This window comes from Mycobacterium sp. NGS40 (genome assembly GCF_059812735.1).
Map to the genome: position 1 here is coordinate 84,879 of NZ_JCALDG010000016.1, position 24,170 is coordinate 109,048.

25 protein-coding genes are annotated in these 24,170 nt (G+C 66.9%); 15 read left to right on the plus strand and 10 right to left on the minus strand.

The window, feature by feature from the left end:
* Positions 1-9 precede the first annotated feature (9 nt).
* The 6 genes from AC5Y5O_RS22620 (at position 10) to AC5Y5O_RS22645 (ending at position 4,118) form a co-directional block, all read left to right on the plus strand.
* Positions 10-462, plus strand: coding sequence for an Lrp/AsnC family transcriptional regulator (locus AC5Y5O_RS22620; protein ID WP_500027550.1), 453 nt, complete (start codon positions 10-12; stop codon positions 460-462).
* A gap of 44 nt (positions 463-506) precedes the next feature.
* Positions 507-1,850 carry an L-lysine 6-transaminase gene (lat, locus tag AC5Y5O_RS22625; protein ID WP_096285185.1) on the plus strand — a complete coding sequence of 448 codons (1,344 nt, stop codon included), beginning with the start codon at positions 507-509 and terminating at the stop codon, positions 1,848-1,850.
* A gap of 57 nt (positions 1,851-1,907) precedes the next feature.
* Entirely contained in the window at positions 1,908-2,294 is a 387-nt protein-coding gene (locus AC5Y5O_RS22630; RefSeq protein ID WP_096285187.1) for a hypothetical protein, read from the plus strand.
* A 26-nt stretch (positions 2,295-2,320) separates the two neighbouring features.
* Positions 2,321-2,632: a protein UsfY gene (gene usfY, locus AC5Y5O_RS22635; RefSeq protein WP_096285189.1), complete on the plus strand. Its 312-nt coding sequence runs from the start codon at positions 2,321-2,323 to the stop codon at positions 2,630-2,632.
* 257 nt (positions 2,633-2,889) lie between these two features.
* Positions 2,890-3,327, plus strand: a complete 438-nt coding sequence (locus AC5Y5O_RS22640; RefSeq protein ID WP_096285191.1) for an ATP-binding protein — start codon at positions 2,890-2,892, stop codon at positions 3,325-3,327.
* Positions 3,324-4,118: an RNA polymerase sigma factor SigF gene (locus AC5Y5O_RS22645; protein ID WP_090600696.1), complete on the plus strand. Its 795-nt coding sequence runs from the start codon at positions 3,324-3,326 to the stop codon at positions 4,116-4,118. The genes AC5Y5O_RS22640 and AC5Y5O_RS22645 overlap by 4 nt, the downstream gene beginning before the upstream one ends.
* Here AC5Y5O_RS22645 and AC5Y5O_RS22650 read toward each other — a convergent pair.
* From AC5Y5O_RS22650 to AC5Y5O_RS22680, 7 genes are all read right to left on the minus strand, one after another.
* Positions 4,089-4,511, minus strand: coding sequence for an STAS domain-containing protein (locus AC5Y5O_RS22650; RefSeq protein ID WP_096285193.1), 423 nt, complete (start codon positions 4,509-4,511; stop codon positions 4,089-4,091). The two genes, AC5Y5O_RS22645 and AC5Y5O_RS22650, sit on opposite strands and share 30 nt — an antisense overlap.
* A gap of 194 nt (positions 4,512-4,705) precedes the next feature.
* Positions 4,706-6,508, minus strand: coding sequence for an acetyl-CoA carboxylase biotin carboxylase subunit (locus AC5Y5O_RS22655; RefSeq protein WP_096285195.1), 1,803 nt, complete (start codon positions 6,506-6,508; stop codon positions 4,706-4,708).
* 131 nt (positions 6,509-6,639) lie between these two features.
* Positions 6,640-7,062 (minus strand): SufE family protein, encoded by a 423-nt coding sequence (locus AC5Y5O_RS22660; RefSeq protein WP_096285197.1) that lies wholly within the window; start codon positions 7,060-7,062, stop codon positions 6,640-6,642.
* A complete protein-coding gene (locus AC5Y5O_RS22665; protein ID WP_096285199.1) occupies positions 7,062-7,964 on the minus strand; it encodes a sulfurtransferase in 903 nt (300 codons plus the stop codon). Before AC5Y5O_RS22665 ends, AC5Y5O_RS22660 begins: the two co-directional genes overlap by 1 nt.
* Before the next feature lie 14 nt (positions 7,965-7,978).
* Positions 7,979-8,626, minus strand: coding sequence for a Maf family protein (locus AC5Y5O_RS22670; RefSeq protein WP_096285201.1), 648 nt, complete (start codon positions 8,624-8,626; stop codon positions 7,979-7,981).
* Positions 8,623-8,832, minus strand: a complete 210-nt coding sequence (locus AC5Y5O_RS22675) for an acyl-CoA carboxylase subunit epsilon (RefSeq protein ID WP_096285203.1) — start codon at positions 8,830-8,832, stop codon at positions 8,623-8,625. Before AC5Y5O_RS22675 ends, AC5Y5O_RS22670 begins: the two co-directional genes overlap by 4 nt.
* Positions 8,829-10,469: an acyl-CoA carboxylase subunit beta gene (locus tag AC5Y5O_RS22680; protein ID WP_096285205.1), complete on the minus strand. Its 1,641-nt coding sequence runs from the start codon at positions 10,467-10,469 to the stop codon at positions 8,829-8,831. The genes AC5Y5O_RS22675 and AC5Y5O_RS22680 overlap by 4 nt, the downstream gene beginning before the upstream one ends.
* A 39-nt stretch (positions 10,470-10,508) precedes the next feature.
* Between AC5Y5O_RS22680 and AC5Y5O_RS22685 the strand changes: the two genes are divergently transcribed.
* Genes AC5Y5O_RS22685 through AC5Y5O_RS22695 form a run of 3 tightly spaced genes read left to right on the plus strand, consistent with a single transcriptional unit; the run spans position 10,509 to position 13,435 of the window.
* A complete protein-coding gene (locus tag AC5Y5O_RS22685) occupies positions 10,509-12,089 on the plus strand; it encodes an FAD-binding protein (protein ID WP_096285207.1) in 1,581 nt (526 codons plus the stop codon).
* An 11-nt stretch (positions 12,090-12,100) separates the two neighbouring features.
* Positions 12,101-12,907 carry a biotin--[acetyl-CoA-carboxylase] ligase gene (locus AC5Y5O_RS22690; RefSeq protein ID WP_096285209.1) on the plus strand — a complete coding sequence of 269 codons (807 nt, stop codon included), beginning with the start codon at positions 12,101-12,103 and terminating at the stop codon, positions 12,905-12,907.
* 9 nt (positions 12,908-12,916) lie between these two features.
* The gene (locus tag AC5Y5O_RS22695; RefSeq protein ID WP_096285211.1) at positions 12,917-13,435 is read left to right on the plus strand and encodes a PH domain-containing protein; all 519 of its coding nucleotides are present in this window, start codon (positions 12,917-12,919) and stop codon (positions 13,433-13,435) included.
* Here AC5Y5O_RS22695 and AC5Y5O_RS22700 read toward each other — a convergent pair.
* Complete coding sequence (locus tag AC5Y5O_RS22700) at positions 13,390-14,049, minus strand: GtrA family protein (RefSeq protein ID WP_096285213.1); 660 nt, start codon at positions 14,047-14,049, stop codon at positions 13,390-13,392. The genes AC5Y5O_RS22695 and AC5Y5O_RS22700 overlap by 46 nt on opposite strands.
* Before the next feature lie 111 nt (positions 14,050-14,160).
* Here AC5Y5O_RS22700 and AC5Y5O_RS22705 point away from each other — a divergent pair, with 111 nt between their 5' ends.
* The 6 genes from AC5Y5O_RS22705 (at position 14,161) to AC5Y5O_RS22730 (ending at position 20,438) form a co-directional block, all read left to right on the plus strand.
* On the plus strand, positions 14,161-15,384 hold the full coding sequence (locus AC5Y5O_RS22705) for a 5-(carboxyamino)imidazole ribonucleotide synthase (protein ID WP_500027615.1): 1,224 nt from the start codon (positions 14,161-14,163) through the stop codon (positions 15,382-15,384).
* Entirely contained in the window at positions 15,381-15,896 is a 516-nt protein-coding gene (gene purE / locus AC5Y5O_RS22710; RefSeq protein ID WP_096285217.1) for a 5-(carboxyamino)imidazole ribonucleotide mutase, read from the plus strand. The genes AC5Y5O_RS22705 and purE overlap by 4 nt, the downstream gene beginning before the upstream one ends.
* A gap of 23 nt (positions 15,897-15,919) precedes the next feature.
* Positions 15,920-17,089 carry an acyl-CoA dehydrogenase gene (locus tag AC5Y5O_RS22715; RefSeq protein ID WP_096285219.1) on the plus strand — a complete coding sequence of 390 codons (1,170 nt, stop codon included), beginning with the start codon at positions 15,920-15,922 and terminating at the stop codon, positions 17,087-17,089.
* Positions 17,090-17,233: 144 nt separating this feature from the next.
* The gene (locus AC5Y5O_RS22720; RefSeq protein ID WP_096285221.1) at positions 17,234-18,421 is read left to right on the plus strand and encodes a PP2C family protein-serine/threonine phosphatase; all 1,188 of its coding nucleotides are present in this window, start codon (positions 17,234-17,236) and stop codon (positions 18,419-18,421) included.
* Positions 18,418-20,001 carry a sensor histidine kinase gene (locus AC5Y5O_RS22725; protein ID WP_500027559.1) on the plus strand — a complete coding sequence of 528 codons (1,584 nt, stop codon included), beginning with the start codon at positions 18,418-18,420 and terminating at the stop codon, positions 19,999-20,001. Before AC5Y5O_RS22720 ends, AC5Y5O_RS22725 begins: the two co-directional genes overlap by 4 nt.
* A complete protein-coding gene (locus AC5Y5O_RS22730; RefSeq protein WP_096285225.1) occupies positions 19,998-20,438 on the plus strand; it encodes a response regulator in 441 nt (146 codons plus the stop codon). The genes AC5Y5O_RS22725 and AC5Y5O_RS22730 overlap by 4 nt, the downstream gene beginning before the upstream one ends.
* On the opposite strand, the gene AC5Y5O_RS22735 is transcribed toward AC5Y5O_RS22730, so the two are convergent.
* Both AC5Y5O_RS22735 and AC5Y5O_RS22740 read right to left on the minus strand, forming a co-directional pair.
* Positions 20,377-22,665, minus strand: coding sequence for a SulP family inorganic anion transporter (locus tag AC5Y5O_RS22735; protein WP_500027560.1), 2,289 nt, complete (start codon positions 22,663-22,665; stop codon positions 20,377-20,379). The genes AC5Y5O_RS22730 and AC5Y5O_RS22735 overlap by 62 nt on opposite strands.
* Positions 22,666-22,978: 313 nt before the next feature.
* Positions 22,979-24,166 (minus strand): CoA transferase, encoded by a 1,188-nt coding sequence (locus tag AC5Y5O_RS22740; protein ID WP_096285229.1) that lies wholly within the window; start codon positions 24,164-24,166, stop codon positions 22,979-22,981.
* Between the last annotated feature and the right edge of the window lie 4 nt (positions 24,167-24,170).

Consider the following 24,170-nt stretch of genomic DNA (forward strand, 5'->3'; position numbering starts at 1 on the left):
TCTCTGGCCATGAGTGAGACGCTCGACGACATCGACCGGATCCTGGTGCGCCGGCTGGTCGCGGACGGACGCGCCACCCTCGCGGAGTTGGCCGCGAGTGCCGGCCTGTCGGTTTCGGCGGTGCAGTCCCGGGTGCGCCGGCTGGAGGCCCGCGGCGTGATCTCGGGATACTCCGCGCGGATCGACCCCGAGGCGGTCGGGCACGTGCTATCGGCGTTCGTGGCCATCACTCCTCTTGATCCTTCCCAACCCGATGATGCGCCCGCCCGGCTGGCGCACATCGAGGAGATCGAGGCGTGCCACTCGGTGGCCGGCGAGGAAAGCTACATGCTGCTGGTGCGCGTCGAGTCTCCGCGGGCGCTCGAGGATCTGCTGCAGCGAATCCGGACCGCGGCGAACGTCCAAACCCGAAGCACCATCATCCTCAACACTTTTTACAGTGATCGCCAACACGTACCATAAAATCTACGACAATATCGTCATAAATCCGTAAATACTCGGCTAGAATGGCCGGTATGACTGCCGTCCTGTCGCAAGCCCACGGCGTCCACGACGTGCTGTCGCGCAACCTGCTGGTCGATGGTTTCGATTTCGTGCTCGACCTGACCCGGTCGTCCGGCTCCTATCTGGTCGACGCCCGCGACGGCCGGCGCTACCTCGACATGTTCACCTTCTTCGCCTCGTCGGCGCTGGGGATGAACCATCCGGCACTGGCCGACGACGAGGAGTTCCGCGCCGAACTCACCGTGGCCGCGCTGAACAAGCCAAGCAACGCCGATGTGTACACCGCGGCCATGGCCGGCTTCGTCGAGACCTTCGCGCGGGTGCTCGGCGACCCGGCGCTGCCGCACCTGTTCTTCATCGACGGCGGCGCACTCGCGGTGGAGAACGCCCTCAAGGTGGCCTTCGACTGGAAGAGCCGGTACAACGAAAGCCGCGGCTTGCACTCGGGCGGCCCTGAACTGGGCACCCGGGTGCTGCACCTGCGCGGTGCCTTCCACGGCCGCAGCGGCTACACGCTGTCGCTGACCAACACCAAGCCGGTCACCGTGGCCCGGTTCCCGAAGTTCGACTGGCCGCGCATCGACGCGCCCTACCTCCGGCCGGGCCTGAACAAGACGGACATGGACGCGGCCGAAGCCGAGTCGTTGCGCCAGGCCCGGGCGGCGTTCGAGGCCCACCCGCACGACATCGCCTGCTTCATCGCCGAACCCATCCAGGGCGAGGGCGGCGACCGGCACTTCCGGCCCCAGTTCTTCGCGGCGATGCGCGAGCTGTGCGACGAACACGATGCGTTGCTGATCTTCGACGAGGTGCAGACCGGCTGCGGGCTGACCGGAACTCCTTGGGCCTACCAGCAATTGGGTGTGCAGCCCGACGTCGTGGCATTCGGCAAGAAGACTCAGGTGTGCGGGGTGATGGCCGGCCGGCGGGTCGACGAGGTCGCGGACAACGTCTTCGCGGTCTCCTCCCGGATCAACTCGACGTGGGGCGGCAATCTGACCGACATGGTGCGGGCGCGGCGCATCCTCGAAATCATCGAGGCCGACGGACTGTTCGATCGGGCCGCCGAGCGGGGCCGCTATCTGCTGGGCCGGCTGGTCGAGCTCGCCGGCGAGTTCGGCGCGCTGGTGTCCGACCCCCGCGGCCGCGGGCTGATGTGCGCGTTCAGCCTGCCGACCACCGCCGATCGCGACGAGTTGATCCGCCGGCTGTGGCAGCGGGGCGTGATCGTGTTACCCACCGGAGACGACGGCGTGCGATTCCGTCCCGCGCTGACGGTGTCGCGGGCAGAAATAGACGTGGCCGTCGCGGCGGTGCGTGACTGTCTGAGAGAAACGGGTAACTAATCCAGCAGTGCGGACGAAACACCACACGGAGTCAGCACGCGGAGTATGAGGTTCTCGATGCCGAAAGCAGACGAGCGATCACGAGGTGATCGTCTGGGTTCCGAAGACGGCGAGGTGCGCGCCGCCATCCGCTTTGCCGTCTTGGCGGCGGCCGCGGGGGTCGGATTCATCGTGATGGCCGCCTTGTGGGTCAGCACCTGCCCGGGAACGGGCGTGGACACGGCCGCCTGCGGGGCGCCGCAGCGCACCTTGCTGGCCGTCGGAGGTCCGCTGATCCTGTTGGCCGGCGGCCTATGGGCCTTCGTGCGGACCTACCGGGTATGGCGTGTCGAGGGCACCTGGTGGGGATGGCACGGCGCGGGCTGGTTCTTGTTGACGCTGATGATCGTCGCCGTCTCCATGGGTGTTCCGGCGATTGCCGGTCCTGCGCTGGGAGGCTCATAATCAGAGGTGCGACCCTAGGAGCAGCCATGGGAGACACCTATCACGACCCCGTCGACCATTTGCGGACGACGCGGCCGCTCGCCGGCGAATCACTGATCGATGTATTGCACTGGCCCGGATACCTGATGGTGGTGGCCGGGGTGGTTGCGGTGTGCGGAAGCCTCGCGGCCTTCGGCACCGGACATCAGCACGAGGGCATGACCGCTGGGGTGACGGCGCTCGTCGTCACGGTGGTGGGCCTGGTGTGGCTGGCCGCCGAACACCGTCGGGTGCGCCGGATCTTCGATCGGTGGTATCTCGACCACCCCGATGCCGTCAGGCAGTCGCCAGATTCGTAGGTTATCCGCGACGTCGACTGGGTATCAGGTCTAAACCATGATGAGTGCCCATGATGATTGTGCGCGCAGCGCCTACCGCATCATCGGGCGATGACGATCAGAAGGACCAGTGTGATTTCGGATTGCCGGTGGAGTCTGGCGCGTCCATACCGAGCGACATCCCCGGCCGCGATGAGGGCCAACCAGGCGGGCTGTCCCGACCAATGGAGCGCCCCTAAGCGAGGGGTAGTGTGAGCCAAACGTTGCCGGGAGACCAAATGACCGATGTTGGATTGCGCGCTGACAAGCGTCAGCGCGGCCACAGAGCCGTCGAATTACATGTTGCTGCGCGCCTGGAGAACCTGGCCATGCTGCGCACGCTGGTGGGTGCGATCGGCACCTACGAGGACCTGGACTTCGACGCCGTGGCGGATCTCCGGCTCGCGGTGGACGAGGTGTGCACGCGGTTGATCCGGTCGGCCACCCCGGATGCGACGCTGATCGTGGTGGTCGACCCGCGCGAAGACGAATTGGTGGTCGAGGCATCCGCCGCATGCGCCACCCACGACGTGGTGTCGCCGGGCAGCTTCAGCTGGCACGTACTGACGTCGCTGGCCGATGACGTCCAAACTTTCCACGACGGTCGTGAACCCAGTGAAACCGGCAGCATCTTCGGTATCAAGTTGACGGCGCGACGGGCGGCCGCTAGCCGGTGACAGCGCAAGCTGACGGCGGTTCGGGCTCGTCACGCCCAAACGAATACGCCGACGTTCCGGATATGTTCCGTGAGCTGGCCACTGTCGCGGCCGACTCCGCGGAATTCCAGCGCCAACGGGACAAGATCGTCGAGCGATGCCTGCCGCTGGCCGACCACATCGCCCGCCGGTTCGAGGGTCGCGGCGAGCCGCGCGACGACCTGGTGCAGGTTGCGCGAGTGGGATTGGTCAATGCCGTGGTCCGCTTCGACGTCGACGCCGGATCGGACTTCGTGTCGTTCGCGGTGCCCACGATCATGGGTGAGGTCCGCCGGCACTTCCGGGACAACAGCTGGTCGGTCAAGGTGCCGCGGCGCCTCAAGGAGCTGCATCTGCGGCTCGGCAGCGCGACCGCCGACCTGTCGCAGCGCCTCGGGCGGGCGCCCACCGCAACCGAACTCGCGGCCGAGCTGGAAATGGATCGCGCCGAGGTCGTCGAGGGTCTGGTAGCGGGCAGCTCGTACAACACCCTGTCCATCGACAGCGGTGGGGGCGGCGGCGACGAAGAGGACGCCCGGGCCATCGCGGACACGCTGGGTGACGTCGACGCCAGCATCGATCGAATCGAGGACCGCGAGTCGCTGCGTCCGTTGCTGGAGAGCCTGCCCGAGCGAGAGCGAACGGTGTTGGTGCTCAGGTTCTTTGAGTCGATGACGCAGACTCAGATCGCCGAACGAGTCGGCATCTCACAGATGCACGTCTCGCGGCTGCTGGCTAAATCGCTAGCTCGGCTCCGCGACCAGCTGGAGTAGCGGCCGAGCGTTGGGACCCGCGGGCCACGCGACCCGCTCCAGCAGCGGCTCCTCCATCGGTGTCGTCACCGGCAGGGTGCCATCCGGGTCGCACACCCGCAACAGCCGCATGACCGCCGGGCTGGGCACCATCGCCCAGCTGAGTTGGGCGCCCGAGCACACCACGTTGATGCGGTGCAGCGCCGAAAAGCCGGACGTACCAATGAAATCGAGACTGCGTAGATCCAGGATCACTCGCTTGGCGCGACGCGCGTTGCGTTGCACGTAGATCGCGAGCTGGTCGGAGTTCGCGGCGTCGAGTTCACCGTCGACCGTGATGACCGTGCCCGACGCGCTCCAGGTGGCGCTGAATTGAGCCGTGCGGCACTGCTGCCAGGATTGAGTCACAGACATTGCTTCACTCCCTCATACCGAGGATTGGTGTGAGGACTACGCCAACGGCGAAACGCTGAAAGCTGGGAATTCGCCTTCCGCGCGGCGCTCACATAGTCCGGGCGGCTGTGAACTCAACCTGACTCGAACCCTACCCCCGGTGCCGGAGACCGACAACGTTTACTTAGCTGATTCCCAGGTAGCCTGGTCAGCAGCTATTTGATTTCGGCGAGGACCGTGCCCTGGGTGATGGCGATGCCGGCTTCCACCGCAAGGCCGGTGATGGTGCCGTCCTTGTGGGCGGTGACCGGGTTCTCCATCTTCATCGCCTCCAGGACCACGACCAGTTCCCCGACCACGACCTGCTGGCCCTCCTCGACCGCGACCTTGACCACGGTGCCCTGCATCGGAGCGGTGACCGCGTCGCCCGAGGCCGCCGCGCCGCCGTGCGCGCCGCGCTTGCGCGGCTTCGGCTTCTTGCGGACGACGCCGGCACCGGTCACGCCGGTACTGCCGCCGTTGGACAGCGCCAGATCGCCGGGCAGCGACACCTCGAGCCGGCGGCCGTCGACCTCGACGACCACCTTTTGCCGGGGCTGAGTCTCCTCCTCGTCGAGCGGCTCACCGCCGGTGAACGGCTCGACGGTGTTGTCCCACTCCGTCTCGATCCAGCGGGTGTGCACCGCGAAACTCTTCCCGTCGCCGATGAACGCCGGGTCCGACACCACGGCGCGGTGGAACGGGATGACCGTGGCCAGGCCCTCGACGTGGAATTCGTCCAGCGCGCGGCGCGAGCGCGCCAGCGCCTCCTCGCGGGTGGCGCCGTACACGATCAGCTTGGACAGCATCGAGTCGAACTGGCCACCGATCACCGAGCCCGCCTCGACGCCGGAGTCCAGCCGCACGCCGGGGCCGGTCGGGATATCGTAGCGGGTGACCGGGCCGGGCGCCGGCAGGAAGCCGCGGCCGGCGTCCTCGCCGTTGATCCGGAATTCGATCGCGTGCCCGCGCGGTGTCGGGTCCTCGGTGATGTCCAGCTTTTCGCCGTTGGCGATCTTGAACTGCTGCAGCACCAGGTCGATGCCCGCGGTCTCCTCGGTGACCGGGTGCTCGACCTGCAGACGGGTGTTGACCTCCAGGAACGAGATCAGACCGTCCTGGCCCACCAGGTATTCGACCGTTCCCGCGCCGTAGTAGTGCGCCTCTTTGCAGATCCGCTTGGCCGACTCGTGGATCTCCTTGCGCTGCGCGTCGGTGAGGAACGGCGCCGGGGCCTCCTCGACCAGCTTCTGGAAGCGGCGCTGCAGCGAGCAGTCGCGGGTGCCGGCGACGATGACGTTGCCGTGCTGGTCGGCGATCACCTGGGCCTCGACGTGGCGCGGCTTGTCCAGGTAGCGCTCGACGAAGCATTCACCGCGGCCGAACGCCGCGACGGCCTCACGGGTGGCCGACTCGAACAGCTCGGGGATCTCTTCGAGGCTGCGGGCCACCTTCATGCCGCGGCCGCCACCACCGAAGGCCGCCTTGATCGCGACCGGCACGCCGTACTCCTTGGCGAAGGCCACCACCTCGTCGGCGTCCTTGACCGGGTCGGGGGTGCCGGGCACCAGCGGTGCCTGGGCGCGGGCGGCGATGTGGCGGGCGGTGACCTTGTCGCCGAGATCGCGGATCGACTGCGGGCTGGGCCCGATCCAGATCAGGTTGGCGTCCAGGACCGCCTGGGCGAAATCGGCGTTCTCGGACAGGAAGCCGTAGCCCGGGTGGATGGCGTTGGCGCCGGACTTGGCCGCCGCATCGAGAATTTTGCCGAAGTCCAGGTAGGACTCGGCGGAAGTCTGACCGCCCAGGGCGAACGCCTCGTCGGCCAGACGCACGTGCGGCGCGTCGGCGTCGGGCTCGGCGTACACCGCCACGCTGGACAGGCCCGCGTCGCGGGCCGCCCGGATCACCCGGACAGCGATTTCGCCGCGGTTGGCGACGAGCACCTTGGAGATCCTTGAGCTGGCGTGACTGGCCACTGCGCCTCCTGTTTGGGCCTATCGGCAGAGATTGTTCTGCGTGCGTCTCTAAGAGAATTTCTTACAACGATTTCGGGGGAAGTCTAAGCGCCGCGCCGTCGGGACGATGAGGCGGTGTCGGTATTCGGGGGTTACTCGGCGGTAGCTCGCAGCCGCCTTTTGATGCGGGCCAGCATCGCTGACATGCCCCGCAGCCGCAGCGGGCTGATCAGAGCGGCCAACCCCAGCTCGCTGTAGAAATCCTCGGGCACCGCCAGGATGTCGGCGGCCGGTTGCTCGTCGAGGCCGGCGGCCAGGATCGACGCGAATCCCCGGGTGGTGGGCGCTTCGGCGGGAGCGCTGAAATACAGCCGCACCCGGTTGGGGTCGCGCGCGTCGACATGCAGGAACAGCGGCGACTGGCACTCGGGAACCGGCTCCATCGCCGCTTCGGCCAGATCGTCGGGCAGGTCCGGCAGGTCGTCGGCGAACTCCAGCAGCAGCTTGAGTTTGTCCTGACCCTGCACTTCGGCGAAGTCAGACACCACCTCGGCCAGGGGAGCGGGCAGAGTCATCAGGCCGGTACGGCTCCCGGTGCCTGGCCCGGTTCGGAGCCCGCGACGATCGGCACCCGCACGGTGTTGCCCCACTCGGTCCAGGACCCGTCGTAATTGCGCACACCGGGCTTGCCCAGCAAGTGGGTGAGCACGAACCAGGTGTGGCTGGACCGCTCGCCGATACGGCAGTAGACGACCGTCTTGTCGTCGGGTTGCAGGAAACCGTAGAGCTCTTCGAGTTCCTGGCGGCTGCGGAACCGGCCGCTCTCGTCGACCGCCTTGCCCCACGGGATCGATCGGGCGGTGGGGATGTGGCCGGCACGCAGCGCGCCCTCTTCGGGGTAGTCGGGCATGTGCGTGCGCTTGCCGGTGTATTCGTCGGGGGAGCGCACGTCGATCAGTGGCTGGCTGCCCAGAATGTCGAGCACGTCGTCCTTGTAGGCGCGGATAGGCGGGTCGTTGCGGGCCACGACGGGGTAGCCGGTCGAGGTCTTGGTCGGCACCTCGAGGCTGGTGTCCCGTCGCTCGGACAGCCACAGGTCACGCCCGCCGTTGAGCAACCGCACATCGGGGTGGCCGAACAACGTGAAGACCCACAGCGCGTACGCGGCCCACCAGTTGCTCTTGTCGCCGTAGATGACCACGGTGTCGTCGCGCGAGATGCCCTTGCGGTCCATCAGCTCCGCGAATTGCTCACCGGAGATGTAGTCGCGGACCCGCGGGTCGTTGAGGTCGGTGTGCCAGTCGATCTTGACGGCGCCGGGGATGTGCCCGATGTCGTAGAGCAACACGTCCTCATCGGATTCGACGATCGCCAGACCGGGCGAGCCGAGGTGGCCGGACAGCCAGTCGGCGGTGACCAAGCGTTCGGGGTGGGCGTAGGCCGACAGCGTGGGGCTTGAATCGGGGGGTAGCGGCACATGGCAAAGCCTACTCAGCGCCGAGGTTCGGCGTTGTCCGCCCACAGTGCCGCGATGGACACCCCGGCGCGGCGCAGCAGCGCACGTGTCAGCGGCAGCCCAATTCCCACCACGGCCGATGGATCACCGTCGACGCCGTCGATGAACCAGCCGCCCAGGCCGTCCAGGGTGAAGCCGCCGGCGACCCGCAGCGATTCGCCGCCGGCCAGGTAGGCCTCCAGGTCGTCGGGCTCCGGTGTTCCGAAATGCACTGTGGTGATTGATGTTTGCGCTTCGCGATGGACAATGTCACTGTCCTGCAGCCGGATCACGCAATGGCCGGTGTAGAGCTGGCCGGAGCGCCCGGCCATCGACTGCCAGAGTTGGCGTGCGGCCTCGACGGATTCCGGCTTGCCGCACAGCGCGCCGTCCAGGTACAGCATCGAATCACAGCCGATCACAACACAATCCGTCGCGACGGCGGCATCCAGTTCGCCGGCCACCTGCTCGGCCTTGGCCTGGGCCAACGCACCGACCACGTCACCGGGCGCTGCGTCTTGGCCCAGACCGTCGATCAGGCGATCCTCGTCGACGCCGGAGACCACGACCAGGGGATCGATGCCCGCCTGGCGCAGCACCTTGAGGCGGCCAGCGGAGGCCGACCCCAGCACCACGCGAGTCATCGCTGCATGTGGATGCGTTCCTGCAGGGTGACTCGCTGGTAGTTGCTGATCGCGTAGCGCAGCTTGTCGACCGGAAGCCCCCAGCGGGTCTTTTCCGGTTGCTCGGGCGCCGCGCCACCCCCGGCACTGCCCAGCACGGTGATCAGCGCGGCCACCTCCGCGGCGGTGGGACGGCCCCGCAGAATCTGGATGTGCGGCTCACTCATAGCGGAATGTTCCCGTGCTTCTTCGGTGGCAGGTGGGAGATTTTGCGTTCCAGCAGCCGCAGCGCCGTGGCGATGTAGCCGCGGGTGTGCGACGGCGGGATCACCGAGTCGACGTAACCGCGCTCGGCGGCGACGTACGGGTTGACCAACGTGTCCTCGTACTCCTGCTGCAGCTGCAGCCGCAGCTCGTCGACGTCGCGGCCCTCGGCGGCGGCCTGCTTGAGCTGCTGGCGGTAGACGAAGCCGACCGCACCGGAGGCGCCCATCACGGCGATCTGCGCGGTCGGCCAGGCCAGGTTGACATCGCAGCCCATGTCCTTGGAGCCCATGACGCAGTACGCGCCGCCGTAGGCCTTGCGGGTGATGACGGTGATCTTGGGGACGGTGGCCTCACCGTAGGCGTACAGCAGCTTGGCGCCACGCCGGATGATGCCGTTGTATTCCTGGCCGGTGCCCGGCAGGAAGCCGGGCACATCCACCAGCATGATGATCGGGATGTTGAAGCAGTCGCAGGTCCGTACGAACCGGGCTGCCTTCTCGGAGGCGTTGATGTCCAGGCAGCCCGCGAACTGAGTGGGCTGGTTGGCCACGATGCCGACCGGCCGGCCGTCGACCCGGCCGAATCCGACGACGATGTTCTGCGCGTAACCGCCCTGAACTTCCAGGAATTCGTCGTCGTCGAGGATGCGGGTGATGACCTCGTGCATGTCGTACGGCTGGTTGGGCGAGTCCGGGATCAGCGTGTCCAGCTCGAGGTCCTCTTCGGTGAGGTTCTCCTCGATCGGACCCTCCGGGGCCGGCACCGCGTAGCGGGGCGCGTCGGTGAAGTTGTTGGGCGGCAGGTAGCCCAGCAGGTCGCGGACCCAGTCGAAGGCGTCCTGTTCACCGGAGGCGACGTAGTGCAGCGTGCCCGACTTGGCCATGTGGGTGTGGGCGCCGCCGAGTTCCTCCATCGTGACGTCCTCGCCGGTGACGGTCTTGATGACGTCGGGCCCGGTGATGAACATCTGGCTGGTCTGATCGACCATCACGACGAAGTCGGTCAGGGCGGGGGAGTACACGTGCCCGCCGGCAGCGGCGCCCATGATCAGCGAGATCTGCGGGATGACCCCGGAGGCCAGGATGTTGTTGCGGAAGATGCGGCTGTACAGGCCCAGCGAGACGACGCCTTCCTGGATTCGCGCGCCGGCGCCGTCGTTGATCCCGATCAGTGGGCGGCCGGTCTTGATGGCCAGCTCCTGGACCTTGACGATCTTTTCGCCGTAGACCTCGCCGAGGCTGCCGCCGAACACCGTGGCGTCCTGGCTGAAGATGCACACGTCGCGGCCGTCGATGGTGCCGTACCCGGTGATCACACCGTCGCCGAGCGGGCGGTTGGCTTCCAGGCCGAAGTTGGTGCTTCGGTGCTTGGCCAGCGCGTCGAGCTCGACGAACGAGTCCTCGTCCAGCAGGGCGAGGATGCGCTCGCGGGCGGTCAGCTTGCCCTTGGCGTGCACCTTCTCGACGGCCTCTTCACCGACGGGGTGCAACGACTCTTCCCGGCGCTTGTGCAGCTCGGCCAGCTTGCCCGCGGTGGTGTGGATGTCGATGGTGTGCTCGGCAGCGGGTTCCGCAGTGTGGTCGGTAACGCTCGTCATGGGAGTCGAGCTTAGCGGCGGGGATAGGCTGCGCTGACTATGGGCACGCTGCAGTGGAGTGAAGAGTACGACGTGCTGGTCGCGGGGTCGGGTGGCGGCGGGGTCACCGGTGCCTACACCGCGGCGCGCGAGGGCCTCGAGGTGCTGCTGGTCGAGGCGACCGGGAAATTCGGTGGCACGACGGCTTATTCCGGCGGCGGCGGCGTCTGGTTCCCGTGCAACCCGGTGCTGGTGCGCGCGGGCCCCCCGGGCTCATTCGACGACACCATCGAGGACGCGCTCACCTACTACCGGGCCGTGGTCGGCGATCGCACGCCCCGCGACCTGCAAGAGACGTTCGTGCGCGGTGGCGCGCCGCTGATCGAGTACCTGGAGAAAGACCCCAACATCAAGTTCGTGCCGTTGCCCTGGCCGGACTACTACGGCAAGGCGCCCAAGGCGCGCCTGGACGGGCAGCGCCACATCGCCGCGAAGCCGCTGAAGGTGGCCGCGGCTCCTGAATTGCGCGACGCGATTCGCGGGCCGCTGGACACCGACCGGCTGGGCGCCGAGACGCCGCCCGACTACTACCTCGGCGGCCGCGCGCTGATCGCGCGTTTCCTCAAGGCCATCGAGCAGTACCCCAGCGCGTCGCTGCGACGCGACACCGCGCTGGTCGAACTGGTGATGTCCGACGGGCGGGTCACCGGAGCGATCGTCGAGACCGCCGGCCAGCGCCGCGCGATCCGCACCCGGCTGGGCGTGCTGCTGGCCGCCGGGGGTTTCGAAGCCAACGAGGAGTTGCGCCGCGCATACGGCGTGCCGGGCGTGGCGCGAGACACCATGGGCGGCCCGGGAAGTCGCGGTCTGGCGCTACAGGCCGGCATCGCCGCGGGCGCGGCCACCGACCTGCTGGACCAGGCGTGGTGGTCACCGGGGATGACCCATCCCGACGGCCGCTCGGCGTTCGCGCTGTGGTTCACCGGCGGCATCTTCGTCAACCAGCACGGCAACCGGTTCGTCAACGAGTCACGGGCCTACGACCGGGCCGGGCGCGAGATCATCGCGCAGCTGCAAGACGGCTCAATGTCGTTGCCGTACTGGATGATCTACGACGACAAGGAAGGCGAGGTGCCGCCGGTCAAGGCCGCCAACGTGTCCATCGTGGAGACCGAGCGCTACGTCGCCGCCGGGCTGTGGCACACCGCCGACACCCTCGAGGAGCTGGCCGCCAAGATCGGGGTCCCGGGGGATCGGCTGGCCGCAACTGTGGCCCGGTTCAACGGTTTTGCCGCATCCGGCGTCGACGAAGACTTCGGCCGCGGCGACGAGGCCTTCGACCGCGCCTTCTCGGCGGGCGCATCGCCGCTGGTGCCCATCGACTCACCGCCGTATCACGCGGCCCAGTTCGGTCTGTCCGACCTGGGCACCAAGGGCGGCCTGCGCACCGACACCGCGGCGCGGGTGCTCGACACCTCGGGCAACCCCATCCCCGGTCTGTACGCGGCGGGCAACACGATGGCCGCACCCAGCGGGCTGGCGTATCCCGGCGGCGGCAACCCGATCGGGACCAGCATGCTGTTCAGCCACCTGGCGGCGCTGGACATGCGAGACCGCCGGCACGCAGCTGCAGCCCTCTAGGCTGGACGTCGATGGATCGCGACTCATTGAGGCCGCCGCTGGATGCGGCCGCGCTGCGCACCGAGCTCGTCGGGACTGGATTGGGTTGGCGGCGACTCGATGTCATCGAGCAGACCGGTTCCACGAACGCCGATCTACTGGCTCGCGCCGCCGACGGCACCGACGTCGCCGGAGCGGTGCTGATCGCCGAACACCAGACCGCCGGTCGCGGACGGCACGGCCGTGCCTGGTCGGCGTCGCCGCGGGCACAGATCACGATGTCGGTCGCGGTGAGCGTCGTCGACGTCCCGGTCACCGGGTGGGGCTGGCTGCCGCTGGCCACCGGGGTGGCGCTGGTCGACGCTGTGGCCCCGCTGCTGCAGGGGGTGGAACTCGGCCTCAAGTGGCCCAACGACGTGCTGGCCGGGGGTGGCAAGCTGGCCGGGATCCTGGCCGAGGTGTCGCGCCCTGTCGTGGTAATTGGCTTGGGGCTCAACGTGACTCAGGCCCCTGAGGAGGTCGGCGGGCCGGGGGCGACCTCGTTGCTCGACCTGGGCGTGGCCGCCCCCGACCGCGATCAGCTCCTGCGCGCGGTGCTGCGCGAACTCGGCGGCCGGATCGTCGCGTGGCAGGCCGCTCGCGGGGCCGACTGGCAGTTAGCCGCCGACTACCGGGCACGCAGCCTGACCATCGGCACCCGGGTGCGCGCCCAGCTGCCCGGCGGTAAGGAAATCGTCGGGACTGCCAGCGGAATCGACGATCACGGCCGGCTGTGTTTGGAGACCGGCAACGAGACCGTCGTCGTTTCTGCCGGTGACGTCGTGCATTTGCGGGGCTAATGTCGCCACATGAGCTATCCCGACAACGCCCTGGCCGCCGGCGAACAGGTTGTCATACATCGCCATCCGCACTGGAAGCGATTGATCTGGCCGGTGGTGATTTTCATCCTGGTGACCGGGCTGGCGGCGTTCGGGTCGGGCTACGTCAACTCCACGCACTGGGAGCAGCTGGCCAAGAACATCATCCACGGCGTCATCTGGGGGATCTGGTTGGTGATAGTCGGCTGGCTGACGCTGTTTCCGTTCTTGACTTGGCTCACCACACATTTCGTGGTCACCAATCGCCGGGTGATGTATCGCCACGGATTGCTGACCCGCAGCGGTATCGATATCCCGCTCGCGCGGATTAACAGCGTGGAATTCCGGGACAAGATTTGGGAACGGCCGTTTCGCACCGGGACACTGATTATCGAGTCGGCGTCACAAGATCCGTTGGAGTTCTACAACATTCCGCGGCTGCGCGAGGTGCACGCGCTGCTGTATCACGAAGTCTTCGACACCCTGGGTTCCGAGGAGTCGCCGAGCTGATTGATCCGGCTGCGCCGGTTGCGCCAGGCGCGCAGCAGGGTGACGTTGCCGGACTCGACCTCGTCCTCGAACACCTCGGCGATCCCGCCCGCGGTGAGCGCGGATTCGATTGCCTTCTCGGGGTTGCGGGCGAACTGGTCGGGGAACACCCAGCGCCGGAACGCCCAGAAGCGGAAGGCCATCTGCAGCAGGTTGCCGATGATGTAGGCGGAGATGAAGTCCGCGATGTTCTCCACGGTCAGCGACACCATCGGTTCGCGCAGCTGCAGCACGTAGCTGGAGACCCACAGCGGCGCCATGCTCAGCAGCACGCCCACGCCGCTGAACGCGAAGAACAGCAGCGCTTCGTGGTGGCGCTCGCGACCGCCGCGGTCGCGGAAGCTCCACTCGCGGTTCAGCACGTAGGACGCGATGACCGCGACAATGCCCGCGATCACCTTCGCCGTCACCGGCTTGGTATCGAGAATCGTCAGCTTGAGCGTGTAGAAAATTGCCGAGTCGATGATGAAGGTGGTGCCCCCGACGATGGCAAATTTGATGAATTCATGATGGCGCTGTGCATAGGGCTGAAAAGCCCGGGGCAAGCGCGCGATTGTGGCATCGGCAAAGGACACAACACGTGAGTGTACGGACGGACTCGAAAACGGCGCAAAATGGTACATAACGATTTCGCGTCACGGCCGGTCAACACGCCTTCAACCAAGGAACCAGTGTGCCGTGACACCATGATGGCCGTGCCGAGTACACGCAGCCCGTTGGTCGCCATGGTCGGCGGCGGTCAACTAGCCCGGATGACGCACCAGGCCGCGATCGCGCTGGGGCAGAGCCTGCGGGTGCTGGCGTTGGCCGCCGACGAGCCTGCCGCCCAGGTCACCCCCGATGTGATGATCGGCTCGCACACCGATCTGGACGATCTGCGCCGGGTCGCCGCCGGCGCCGACGTGCTGACCTTCGACCACGAACACGTCCCGACGGAACTGCTGGAGAAGCTGGTCGCCGACGGTGTCAATGTGGCACCGCCACCGCAGGCTTTGGTGCACGCCCAGGACAAGCTGGTGATGCGCCGCCGGCTGGAGGCCCTGGGTGCCGCGGTGCCGCGCTATCTCGGCCTGGATTCCCTCGATCGCCTCTACGAAGTGGACGCCTTCGTGAGCCGTGTCGACGCCCCGCTGGTGGTCAAGGCGGCCCGCGGAGGCTACGACGGCCGGGGGGTGCGGCTGGCACGCGACCTGGCGGATGCGCGCGAGATCACCCGCGCCTACCTGGCCGACGGCGTACCGGTGGTGCTCGAGGAACGGGTCGAACTGCGTCGTGAATTGTCCGCGCTGGTGGCCCGCTCGCCGTTCGGTCAGGGTGCGGCGTGGCCGGTGGTGGAAACGGTGCAGGCCGACGGCATCTGCGTGCAGGTGATCGCGCCCGCGCCCGAGCTGCCCGAGGGCGTGGCCGCGACCGCACAGCAGCTGGCGCTTCGGCTGGCGGCCGAACTCGGCGTGGTCGGTGTGCTCGCTGTCGAGCTGTTCGAGACGACGAGCGGCGCGCTGCTGGTCAACGAGCTCGCGATGCGGCCGCACAACTCCGGGCACTGGACGATGGACGGTTCGCGCACCAGCCAGTTCGAGCAGCATCTGCGGGCGGTGCTGGACTATCCGCTCGGCGACACCGATGCCGTCGCGCCGGTGACCGTGATGGCCAATGTGCTGGGGGCTGCGCGCACCCCGGACATGACCGTCGACGAGCGGTTGCACCACCTGTACGCGCGCATGCCCGACGCGCGCGTGCACCTCTACGGCAAGGACGAGCGGCCGGGCCGCAAGGTCGGGCACATCAATTTCCTGGGCGACCAGGGCGCTGGGGTCGCCCAGGTGCCGAAGCTTCGTGAACGCGCCGAGCTGGCGGCACACTGGTTGTCACACGGGCAGTGGTCGGACGGATGGGATCCACACGCATGAGTAGCAACCCCCGCGTCGGGGTGATCATGGGCAGCGACAGCGACTGGTCGGTGATGGCCGACGCCGCCGCGGCGCTGGCCGAGTTCGGCATCCCCGCCGAGGTCCGGGTGGTCTCGGCGCATCGCACCCCGGGTGTGATGTTCGACTACGCCCGCGGCGCGGCCGACCGCGGCATCGAGGTGATCATCGCGGGCGCCGGGGGCGCTGCCCACCTGCCCGGCATGGTCGCGTCCGCGACACCGCTGCCGGTGATCGGGGTGCCGGTGCCGCTGGGCCGGCTGGACGGCCTGGACTCGCTGCTGTCGATCGTGCAGATGCCCGCCGGCGTGCCGGTGGCCACGGTCTCGATCGGCGGGGCCCGCAACGCGGGTCTGCTGGCGGTGCGGATTCTCGGCTCGTCCGACCCCGCGCTGCGGGCCCGGATCGTGGCGTTCCAGGAGCAGCTGGCCGACAGCGTGCGGGCCAAGGATGAGGCCCTGCAAGAGCTCCAGGGTAAAGTTACCGGCGAGTAGCAAGAGGGCTAGGAGATCTCACGATGGCTGGATGGGCCGGACACCCCGACTTCGATCTGTTCCAATTGCCCGAAGAGCACCAGGAGTTGCGGGCGGCGATTCGGGCGCTGGCGGAAAAGGAAATCGCGCCGCACGCCGCGGACGTGGATGAGAATGCCCGGTTCCCGCAGGAGGCGCTGGACGCGCTGAACGCCTCGGGCTTCAACGCGGTGCATGTGCCCGAGGAGTACGGCGGTCAGGGCGCGGACTCGGTGGCGGCGTGCATCGTGATCGAGGAGGTCGCCCGGGTCGACGCGTCGGCGTCGTTGATCCCGGCGGTGAACAAGCTCGGCACGATGGGCCTGATCCTGCGCGGTTCGGACGACTTGAAGAAGCAGGTCTTGCCGTCGATCGCTGATGGCACCGCAATGGCGTCGTATGCGCTGTCCGAGCGCGAAGCCGGCAGCGACGCGGCCTCGATGCGCACCCGCGCCAAGGCCGACGGGGACGACTGGATTCTCAACGGCGCCAAGTGCTGGATCACCAACGGCGGCAAGTCGAGCTGGTACACCGTGATGGCGGTGACCGATCCGGACAAGGGCGCCAACGGTATCTCGTCGTTCATGGTGCACAAGGACGACGAGGGGTTCACCGTCGGGCCCAAGGAGCGCAAGCTGGGCATCAAGGGTTCACCGACCACCGAGCTCTACTTCGAGAACTGCCGCATCCCGGGCGACCGGATGATCGGCGAGCCCGGTACCGGCTTCAAGACGGCGCTGGCCACGTTGGATCACACCCGCCCGACCATCGGCGCCCAAGCCGTGGGGATCGCCCAGGGCGCGGTCGACGCGGCCATCGCCTACACCAAGGACCGCAAACAGTTCGGCGAATCGATCAGCAGCTTCCAGGGTGTGCAGTTCATGCTGGCCGACATGGCGATGAAGGTGGAAGCCGCTCGGCTGATGGTCTACAGCGCCGCGGCGCGGGCCGAGCGTGGCGAGTCGAATCTGGGCTTCATCTCGGCGGCGTCGAAATGCTTTGCCTCCGATGTCGCGATGGAGGTCACCACCGACGCCGTGCAGCTGTTCGGCGGCGCCGGCTACACCGTCGACTTCCCCGTCGAGCGGATGATGCGCGACGCCAAAATCACCCAGATCTACGAGGGCACCAACCAGATCCAGCGCGTGGTGATGTCACGGGCGTTGCTGCGCTGAACTTGTGCCGGGACCCGTTAGCCTCACATTCAGCTCAACTAATAAGATCGAGCGCTACGACCAAGCTCAGCGTGTGCCGTTCGGAGGGTAGCGGCCACGCGTAGCGCCGAATGAGCAGGTTACGACTGCGGCAAGGGGTGCGGAATGCTTAGCCCTGTCACCCCGGCGGCGAACTGGCAGACGTTGTCGTTACTCCTGGTCGAAGACGACCGGGCCGACGCCGTGTTGGTCGAGGATCTGATAGCCGACGCGGTCGACGACATCCGGGTGACCTGGGCGCAATCGATGGCGCACGCCGAGCGCGAGCTGGCCTCGGCCCGGCCGGACTGCGTACTGCTGGATCTCAATCTGCCCGACGCCAGCGGCATCGATGCGCTGGACCGCATCGCCAAACACGACGCGACCGTCCCGATCGTGGTGTTGACCGGATTGAACGACGAGAACTTCGGGGCGTCCGCTGTCGCGGCCGGGGCGCAGGACTATCTGGTCAAGGGCCGCGTCGAACCCGAAATGCTGCGCCGTGCGCTGCTTTACGCGATCGAGCGCAAGCGCGTTGAGATCATCGCCGCGGACCTGCACGCGACTCAGCTTCGAGCCCGCGAGAACGCTTTGCTCGAACGCGGCCTGTTGCCGTCGCCGTTGCTGCTGGACAACCCGGGTGTCGAGATCGTCGCCCGGTACCGGCCGAGTCGGGTGGATGCGCTGCTGTGCGGTGACTTCTACGACGTCGTGCAGACACCGGACCGGGTTGTGCACGTCTTGATCGGGGATGTCGCCGGGCACGGGCCTGACGAGGCCGCCTTGGGCGCGGCGTTGCGAATCGCTTGGCGCGCACTGACATTCGCGGGTGTGCGTGCCGCCGAATCGATGCGCCAGCTGGAGCGGGTGCTGCAGGCCGAACGCGCCGGCAGCGGGGTCTTCGCCACGGTCCTGTCCTTGGAGATTCCGCCCGACACCCCGCGCATCACCTGTATCCGGGCCGGCCACCCGGGTATGTTGCGCCAAGACGCCGGCACGGCGGAATGGATCGAGCCGCCGGGCGGTCCGGCGCTGGGACTGCGCGCCGACGACTGGCCGCAGTCCGAGCTGGAACTGCCGGTGGGCCGGGGGCTATTGCTGCTCACCGACGGCCTCTTCGAGGGGTACAGCGGAACCGGCAACCAGCGACTAGGGGAGGATGGCTTGCTTTCACTCGCGCGTGACCATGCGGGGTTGCCCGGGACGGCATTCGTCGACGCGCTGATCGACGGCGCCGAGGAACTCGCCCAGCCGCGCGGTGGTCTCACCGATGACATCGCTGTGGTGCGGGTAGAGCGGACGGCGACATCATGACCGGCGCGCACCCGCGTGCTCAGCTGACCGTCCGCGGTTGGCTGTTCCTCGTCTTGTTGAGCATGGGCTTGCTGGTGCTTGCCGGCGCCGCGGCGGGCACGGCGTTGCTGAATCGCACCGACGAGGTGTCGCGAGGCCTGACCGACCAGATTCAGCCCGCGCGGCGGGCCGCCCTGCAGCTGCAGGCCGCGCTGCGCGACCAGGAAACCGGTGTGCGTGGCTATGCGATCGCCGCCGACCGGCAGTTCCTGACGCCCTACTACGACGGGCAGCATGCCGAACAGGCGGCGGCCGAGGAAGCCCGGCGGTTGCTCGGTCAGCGCGTGGACCTGGTCAACGATTTGGACGCCGTCGAGCGGGCCGCCGCCAATTGGCGGGCCAGCTCCGCCGAGCCGTTGATCGCGAGCGTGACCCCCACCGCCCCCGACGTGGTGAACAGCAGGATGGCGGATCGCGGAAAAGTCGAATTCGACCATTTGCGTGGACTTTTCGAAACCCAGAATACCGACCTCGCCGCGGCGGCAGCGCAGGCTAACGACGAATTGAACGACATCAAGGCATGGCGGGACCGCGTGCTGGCCGCGATTGTGCTGGTTTTCTTCGGCCTCGCCATCACGTTGGGGGTGCTGACCCGCAGTGCCATCACCCTGCCGCTGGCCGGGCTGGCCGCGTCATGCCGGCGGATCACCGAGGGCAACTTCACCAAGACCATCTCGGTCCCGCAGCGGCCCAAGGATATCCATGACATGGCGATCGATGTCGAGAACATGAGGCAGCGAATCGTTTCGGCATTGGACGTCTCGCGCGCGGCCGAGACGCGATTGGACGAGCAGGCAGTCGAGTTGAAGCGATCCAATGCCGAACTCGAGCAGTTCGCCTATGTCGCCTCACACGATCTGCAGGAGCCGCTGCGCAAGGTCGCCTCGTTCTGCCAGTTGCTCGAAAAGCGTTACGGCGACCAGCTCGACGAGCGTGGCATCGAATACATCAACTACGCGGTCGACGGTGCCAAAAGGATGCAGGTGCTGATCAACGATCTGCTGAGCTTCTCCAGAGTCGGCCGGGTAGGTGGCAAGCAAACCGAGGTCGACCTGGACATGGCGCTGGACGCGGCCATGGCCAACCTTGCCACCGCCATCGAGGAGTCGAACACCGAGATCGTGCGCCCGGCCCAGCCGCTGCCACAGGTGTTCGGAGATGCCACACTGCTGACAATGTTGTGGCAGAACCTGATTGGCAATGCGATCAAGTTCCGTCACGTGGATCGGTCGCCCCGGATCGTGATCGACTGCCGGCTGCGCCCCGATACTCACCAGTGGCTACTGACCGTGTCGGACAATGGTATCGGCATCGCCGAGGAGTTCACCGAAAAGGTGTTCGTGATCTTTCAGCGGCTGCACGGGCGCGAGGTATACCCGGGGACGGGTGTCGGCCTGGCGCTGGTGAAGAAGATCGTCGAGTATCACGACGGCGCAGTCCGGATCGACACGACCTACACCGACGGAACCCGATTCGAGCTCACGCTCCCCGCTGCCGTGGACGTAGCACACCCAGCCGCCCTGGAAGGAGCGCGCCCATGACACCCGCCAGCAGAGCAATCGAGATCCTGCTCGTCGAAGACGACCCGGGAGACGAACTCATCACACGGGAAGCATTGGAGCACAACAAGTTCCAGAATCGGCTACACGTCGCGCATGACGGTGAAGAAGGGCTCGACTTCCTCTACAAGCGCGGTCAATACGAGGGCGCCCCGCGACCGGATCTCATCCTGCTGGATCTGAACCTGCCCAAGTACGACGGGCGCCAGCTGCTGGAAAAGGTGAAGTCCGACGCGGATCTCGCGCGTATCCCGATCGTCGTGCTCACCACTTCTTCGGCGGAGGAAGACATCCTGCGCAGCTACAAGCTGCACGCCAACGCCTATGTCGCCAAGCCGGTCGACCTCGACCAGTTCATCAGTGCGGTACGGCAGATCGATGAGTTCTTCCTGCAGGTGGTTCGCCTGCCGGGCGTGTAGCCAGGGGTTCTTCCGGGCACACGATGCCGCGCGGCGTCACCTCGTACACCCGGGTGGTCGCGATGTCGAAGAAGATGCCGACCACCTGGACATCGCCGGCGGTGACCGCGGTCGCCAAGATCGGATGGCGGGTCAGTCTTTCCAGCTGGATGGCGACGTTGACGATGCTCAGCTGATCGATCTCCGAGTACCCGTTGGCCTGTGCGCTGGCGCGTGCCGGATGGTGATCCCGGTAGGCGGCCAGACTCTCGCCGGCGTATTGCAGCCACTGGCCCATCGGTGTCGCGGATTGACCGGGGTTGTCGTCTAGCAGCACCTTCATCGCCGCGCACGACGAATGCCCGCAGATGACAACCGAACGCACGCCCAACTGACCGGCCGCGAATTCGATTGCGGCGTCGACCGATCGGTCGACGGGGTCGGTCGGCACCAGGTTGCCGAAGTTGCGGACGGTGTACAGGTCGCCGGGGCCACTGGCGGTGATGACGTTCGGCAGGATCCGGGAATCCGCGCAGGTGAGGAACAGCGCATACGGGTCCTGGGCACCGCCGAGTCCCGCGATGTGCTGGTGCAAAACGGCCGAACCATTGCGGTGGTACTCGTCAACGCGGTCGAGAATCGAAGCGTCGCCGTTGTTTTCGTGATTGGCGCGCGTCGACCGCCATGGCACCAGCCCGATCGGGGCGGACGCGAAGTGACGTTTCGGCGGACTCGCGTGCGCGTTCTGCAGCTTGGCTCCGGTGGTCTCCACAATTACCACGACTCCGCCGCGCGCCTCGTGGGTGCGTTGCCAATCCTCGATCGTTTCCGACACCGAGTCGTCGATGTAGTCCGCGTTCAGGTTCAGTGTCACCTCGGTCCCCTGCGGCACCGACGCGAGCGCTTTGGTCAGGCGTGGCAGCAGCAGGAAGCTCAGCGTGCCGTCGATATCGATGCGCCACTGCTTGGAGTGTTCACCGCCGATCGGTTGCACCGCGACCGGCGCGCGGGTCACCCTGATGAGTAGGAAGCCGATGGCCACGGCGAGCCCAATGAGCACACCTTCCAGCAGGTTCAGGAACACCACCGACAGTATGGTGACGGCGTATACGGCGAAGTTGCCTGTGCGCCAGGCTAATTTGATGTGAGCCAGCTTGATCAGCTGGGCGCCGACCACGATCAGCAGTCCGGCCAGCGCGGCCTTCGGGATGAGTTCCACCAGGTCGGTGAACAGCGATGCGAACAGCAGGATCCAAACGCCGTGCAGCACCGCCGACATGCGGGTGCGGGCGCCCGCCGCCACGTTGGCCGAACTACGTACGATGACACCGGTAATCGGGAGTCCGCCAAGCAATCCGGATACCACGTTCGCGGTGCCCTGCCCGATGATCTCCTTGTCGAAATTCGTGCGTGGGCCGTTGTGCAGTTTGTCGACACCGACCGCGCACAGCAGCGATTCCACACTGGCGATCAGGGCGATCGTCAACACACCGATGACGATGTCCTCGGTCTCGTCCAGCCACGGCTTGCCTTTCGGGGTCGCTCCCGAGAGGTGAGGCAGGTTGAGCGCGTCGAAGAAGTTGCCCGACAGTGAGATTCGATCAGTGTCCAGCCCCGCCGCGATCGCCAGCGCGGTCGCCGCGACGATGGCGACCAGCGGGGCGGGGATCATCCGAATCTTGGCGGGCAGCCTCGACCACACCAACAAGATCGCGATGACCGTTGCGCCGGTGATCACCTCGTGCAGTTCGTGATGCAGAATCCCGCTGGGTAATGCCACGAGATTCTGCCAGGCAGAGCTGTGTGACGATCCCCCCATCAGTACGTGAATCTGCTGCAAAATGATCGTGATACCGATGCCCGCCAGCATCGCGTGCACGACCACCGGAGCAATTGCCAGCGCGGCCCGCGCCAGCCGGCTCAGCCCGAACGCGATCTGCAGTGCACCCGCGCCGATTGTCATCAGGCACAGCATCGGGAACCCGAGGTCATCGATCAGTCCGGCGACCACGACGGTCAGGCCCGCGGCCGGGCCACTGACCTGGACCGACGACCCGCCGAAAGTGCCCGCGACGATGCCGCCCACGACCGCGGCGATCAAGCCGGCGGCCAGCGGGGCTCCGGAGGCGATCGCGATGCCCAGCGAAAGCGGCAGGGCCACCAGGAAGACGACGAGCGATGCGGGAACGTCGTGGCGCAGATTCTTCAGCAGCGGCCCGGATTTGGCCGTTTCTACCAGCGCATTCATAAGTCGACTCCTCCAACGGTTAGGAAGTCGGCAAGCGGCGGTCCGCTACCCCAAAGCTGACGACTCTTTATGACCGGTAGAACGTCGTGTGTCAATCATGCGCCCACCGGCCCCGGCGACCAAGACAAATCAGATAAGCGGACGACAAGACGTCGTGCCGCCTGCGGCTAGTTCGTGTGAGGAAGCTTTCCCCGACTGCCCGATCACCGGGATAAACGCCTACGAATTCATCGACAACTCAAAGAAACCCAGGTGTCCCGGCGTTGACAACACGTCGTTTCATCGGCGATTCAAAGAAAGCCGGTGCGCGAAATCAGGACTCGGCCAGAAACATGTCGTTGTGCTGGCCGGCCGCGGGTGGGGGATCGGCGGCGGCCGCATCGAAGCTGGAGTAACGGGCCGGAGTGCGGATCACCGTGATTTCATCGTCGCCACTGCCGACGGTCAGAGCCAGTTCGTTTTCCGCGAATAGCGGGGTGCTGACGACCTGCTTCCAGGTGTAGGCCAGGCAGGCCATCAAGCCGCCTTCTTGCAGTAGCTCAACCCATTCGGCGGCGGTCTTGGCGGCCAGCGCCGCCTCGAGTTCCTCGGTCAACTCGTGGTAGTTCATCGCACGGGACCGCTGGTCGATGAACCGTTCGTCTTCCAGCATGTCGGGCCGGCCGATGATCTCGCACAGCTTCGCCCAGTGCTTGGGCACATACGCGCTGATCACCAGGTACCCGTCTGCGGCCTTGAAGGCATCCGACGGCTGGGTGGCGAAGCCAACGCCCTTGCGTTTCTTGGCTGTTGGCGCCGGGTCCGGCTTCGGCTTGGGCTGCTCGGCGGGCTTGTTCAGGTGAATCGTGAGCTGGCTGGCCTGCAGGCCCACCGCGACGTCGTACATCGCGACTCGCACCACGTCGGCTACGCCGTGCCGCTCGCGATTGAGCAGCGCGGCCAGCACCGCCTGCGCCAGCACGTGGCCGCTGGCGGCGTCGACGAGCTGAAACGGAATGATCTGTGGTTTGCCGGTGGGCGTGGGCATTCCGGTGGTCATGCCCGACTCCGCGGCCACCATCAGGTCGACGCCCGGCCGGCTGCCCTGTGGGCCGTTGCCGCCGTAGGCGGACAAGCGGGCGTAGATCAGCTTCGGGTTGCGCGCTTGTAACTCATTGGGGCCCAGGCCCATACGCTCCATCACTCCGGGCCGGAACCCCTCCAGCACGACATCGGCGGTGTCGACGAGTCGCAAGATCTGTTGTTTGGCTTCGTCTTTGGTCAGGTCCACTGCCACCGACTTCTTGCCCCGGTTGTGGGGCCAGAACAGGGTGGGCAGCGGCGGCCGCCCGGGCAGCACCGCGACGATCTGCCGGGCCGCTTCGCCGTGGGGTGCCTCGACCTTGATGACCTCGGCACCGAGGTCGGCCATGATCTGTCCAGCCAGCGGCCCGGCGATGTTCTGCGTGAAATCGAGAACCCGGTATCCGTCAAGAGGCTTGGGCGGCTGGCTGTTTGGCATACTA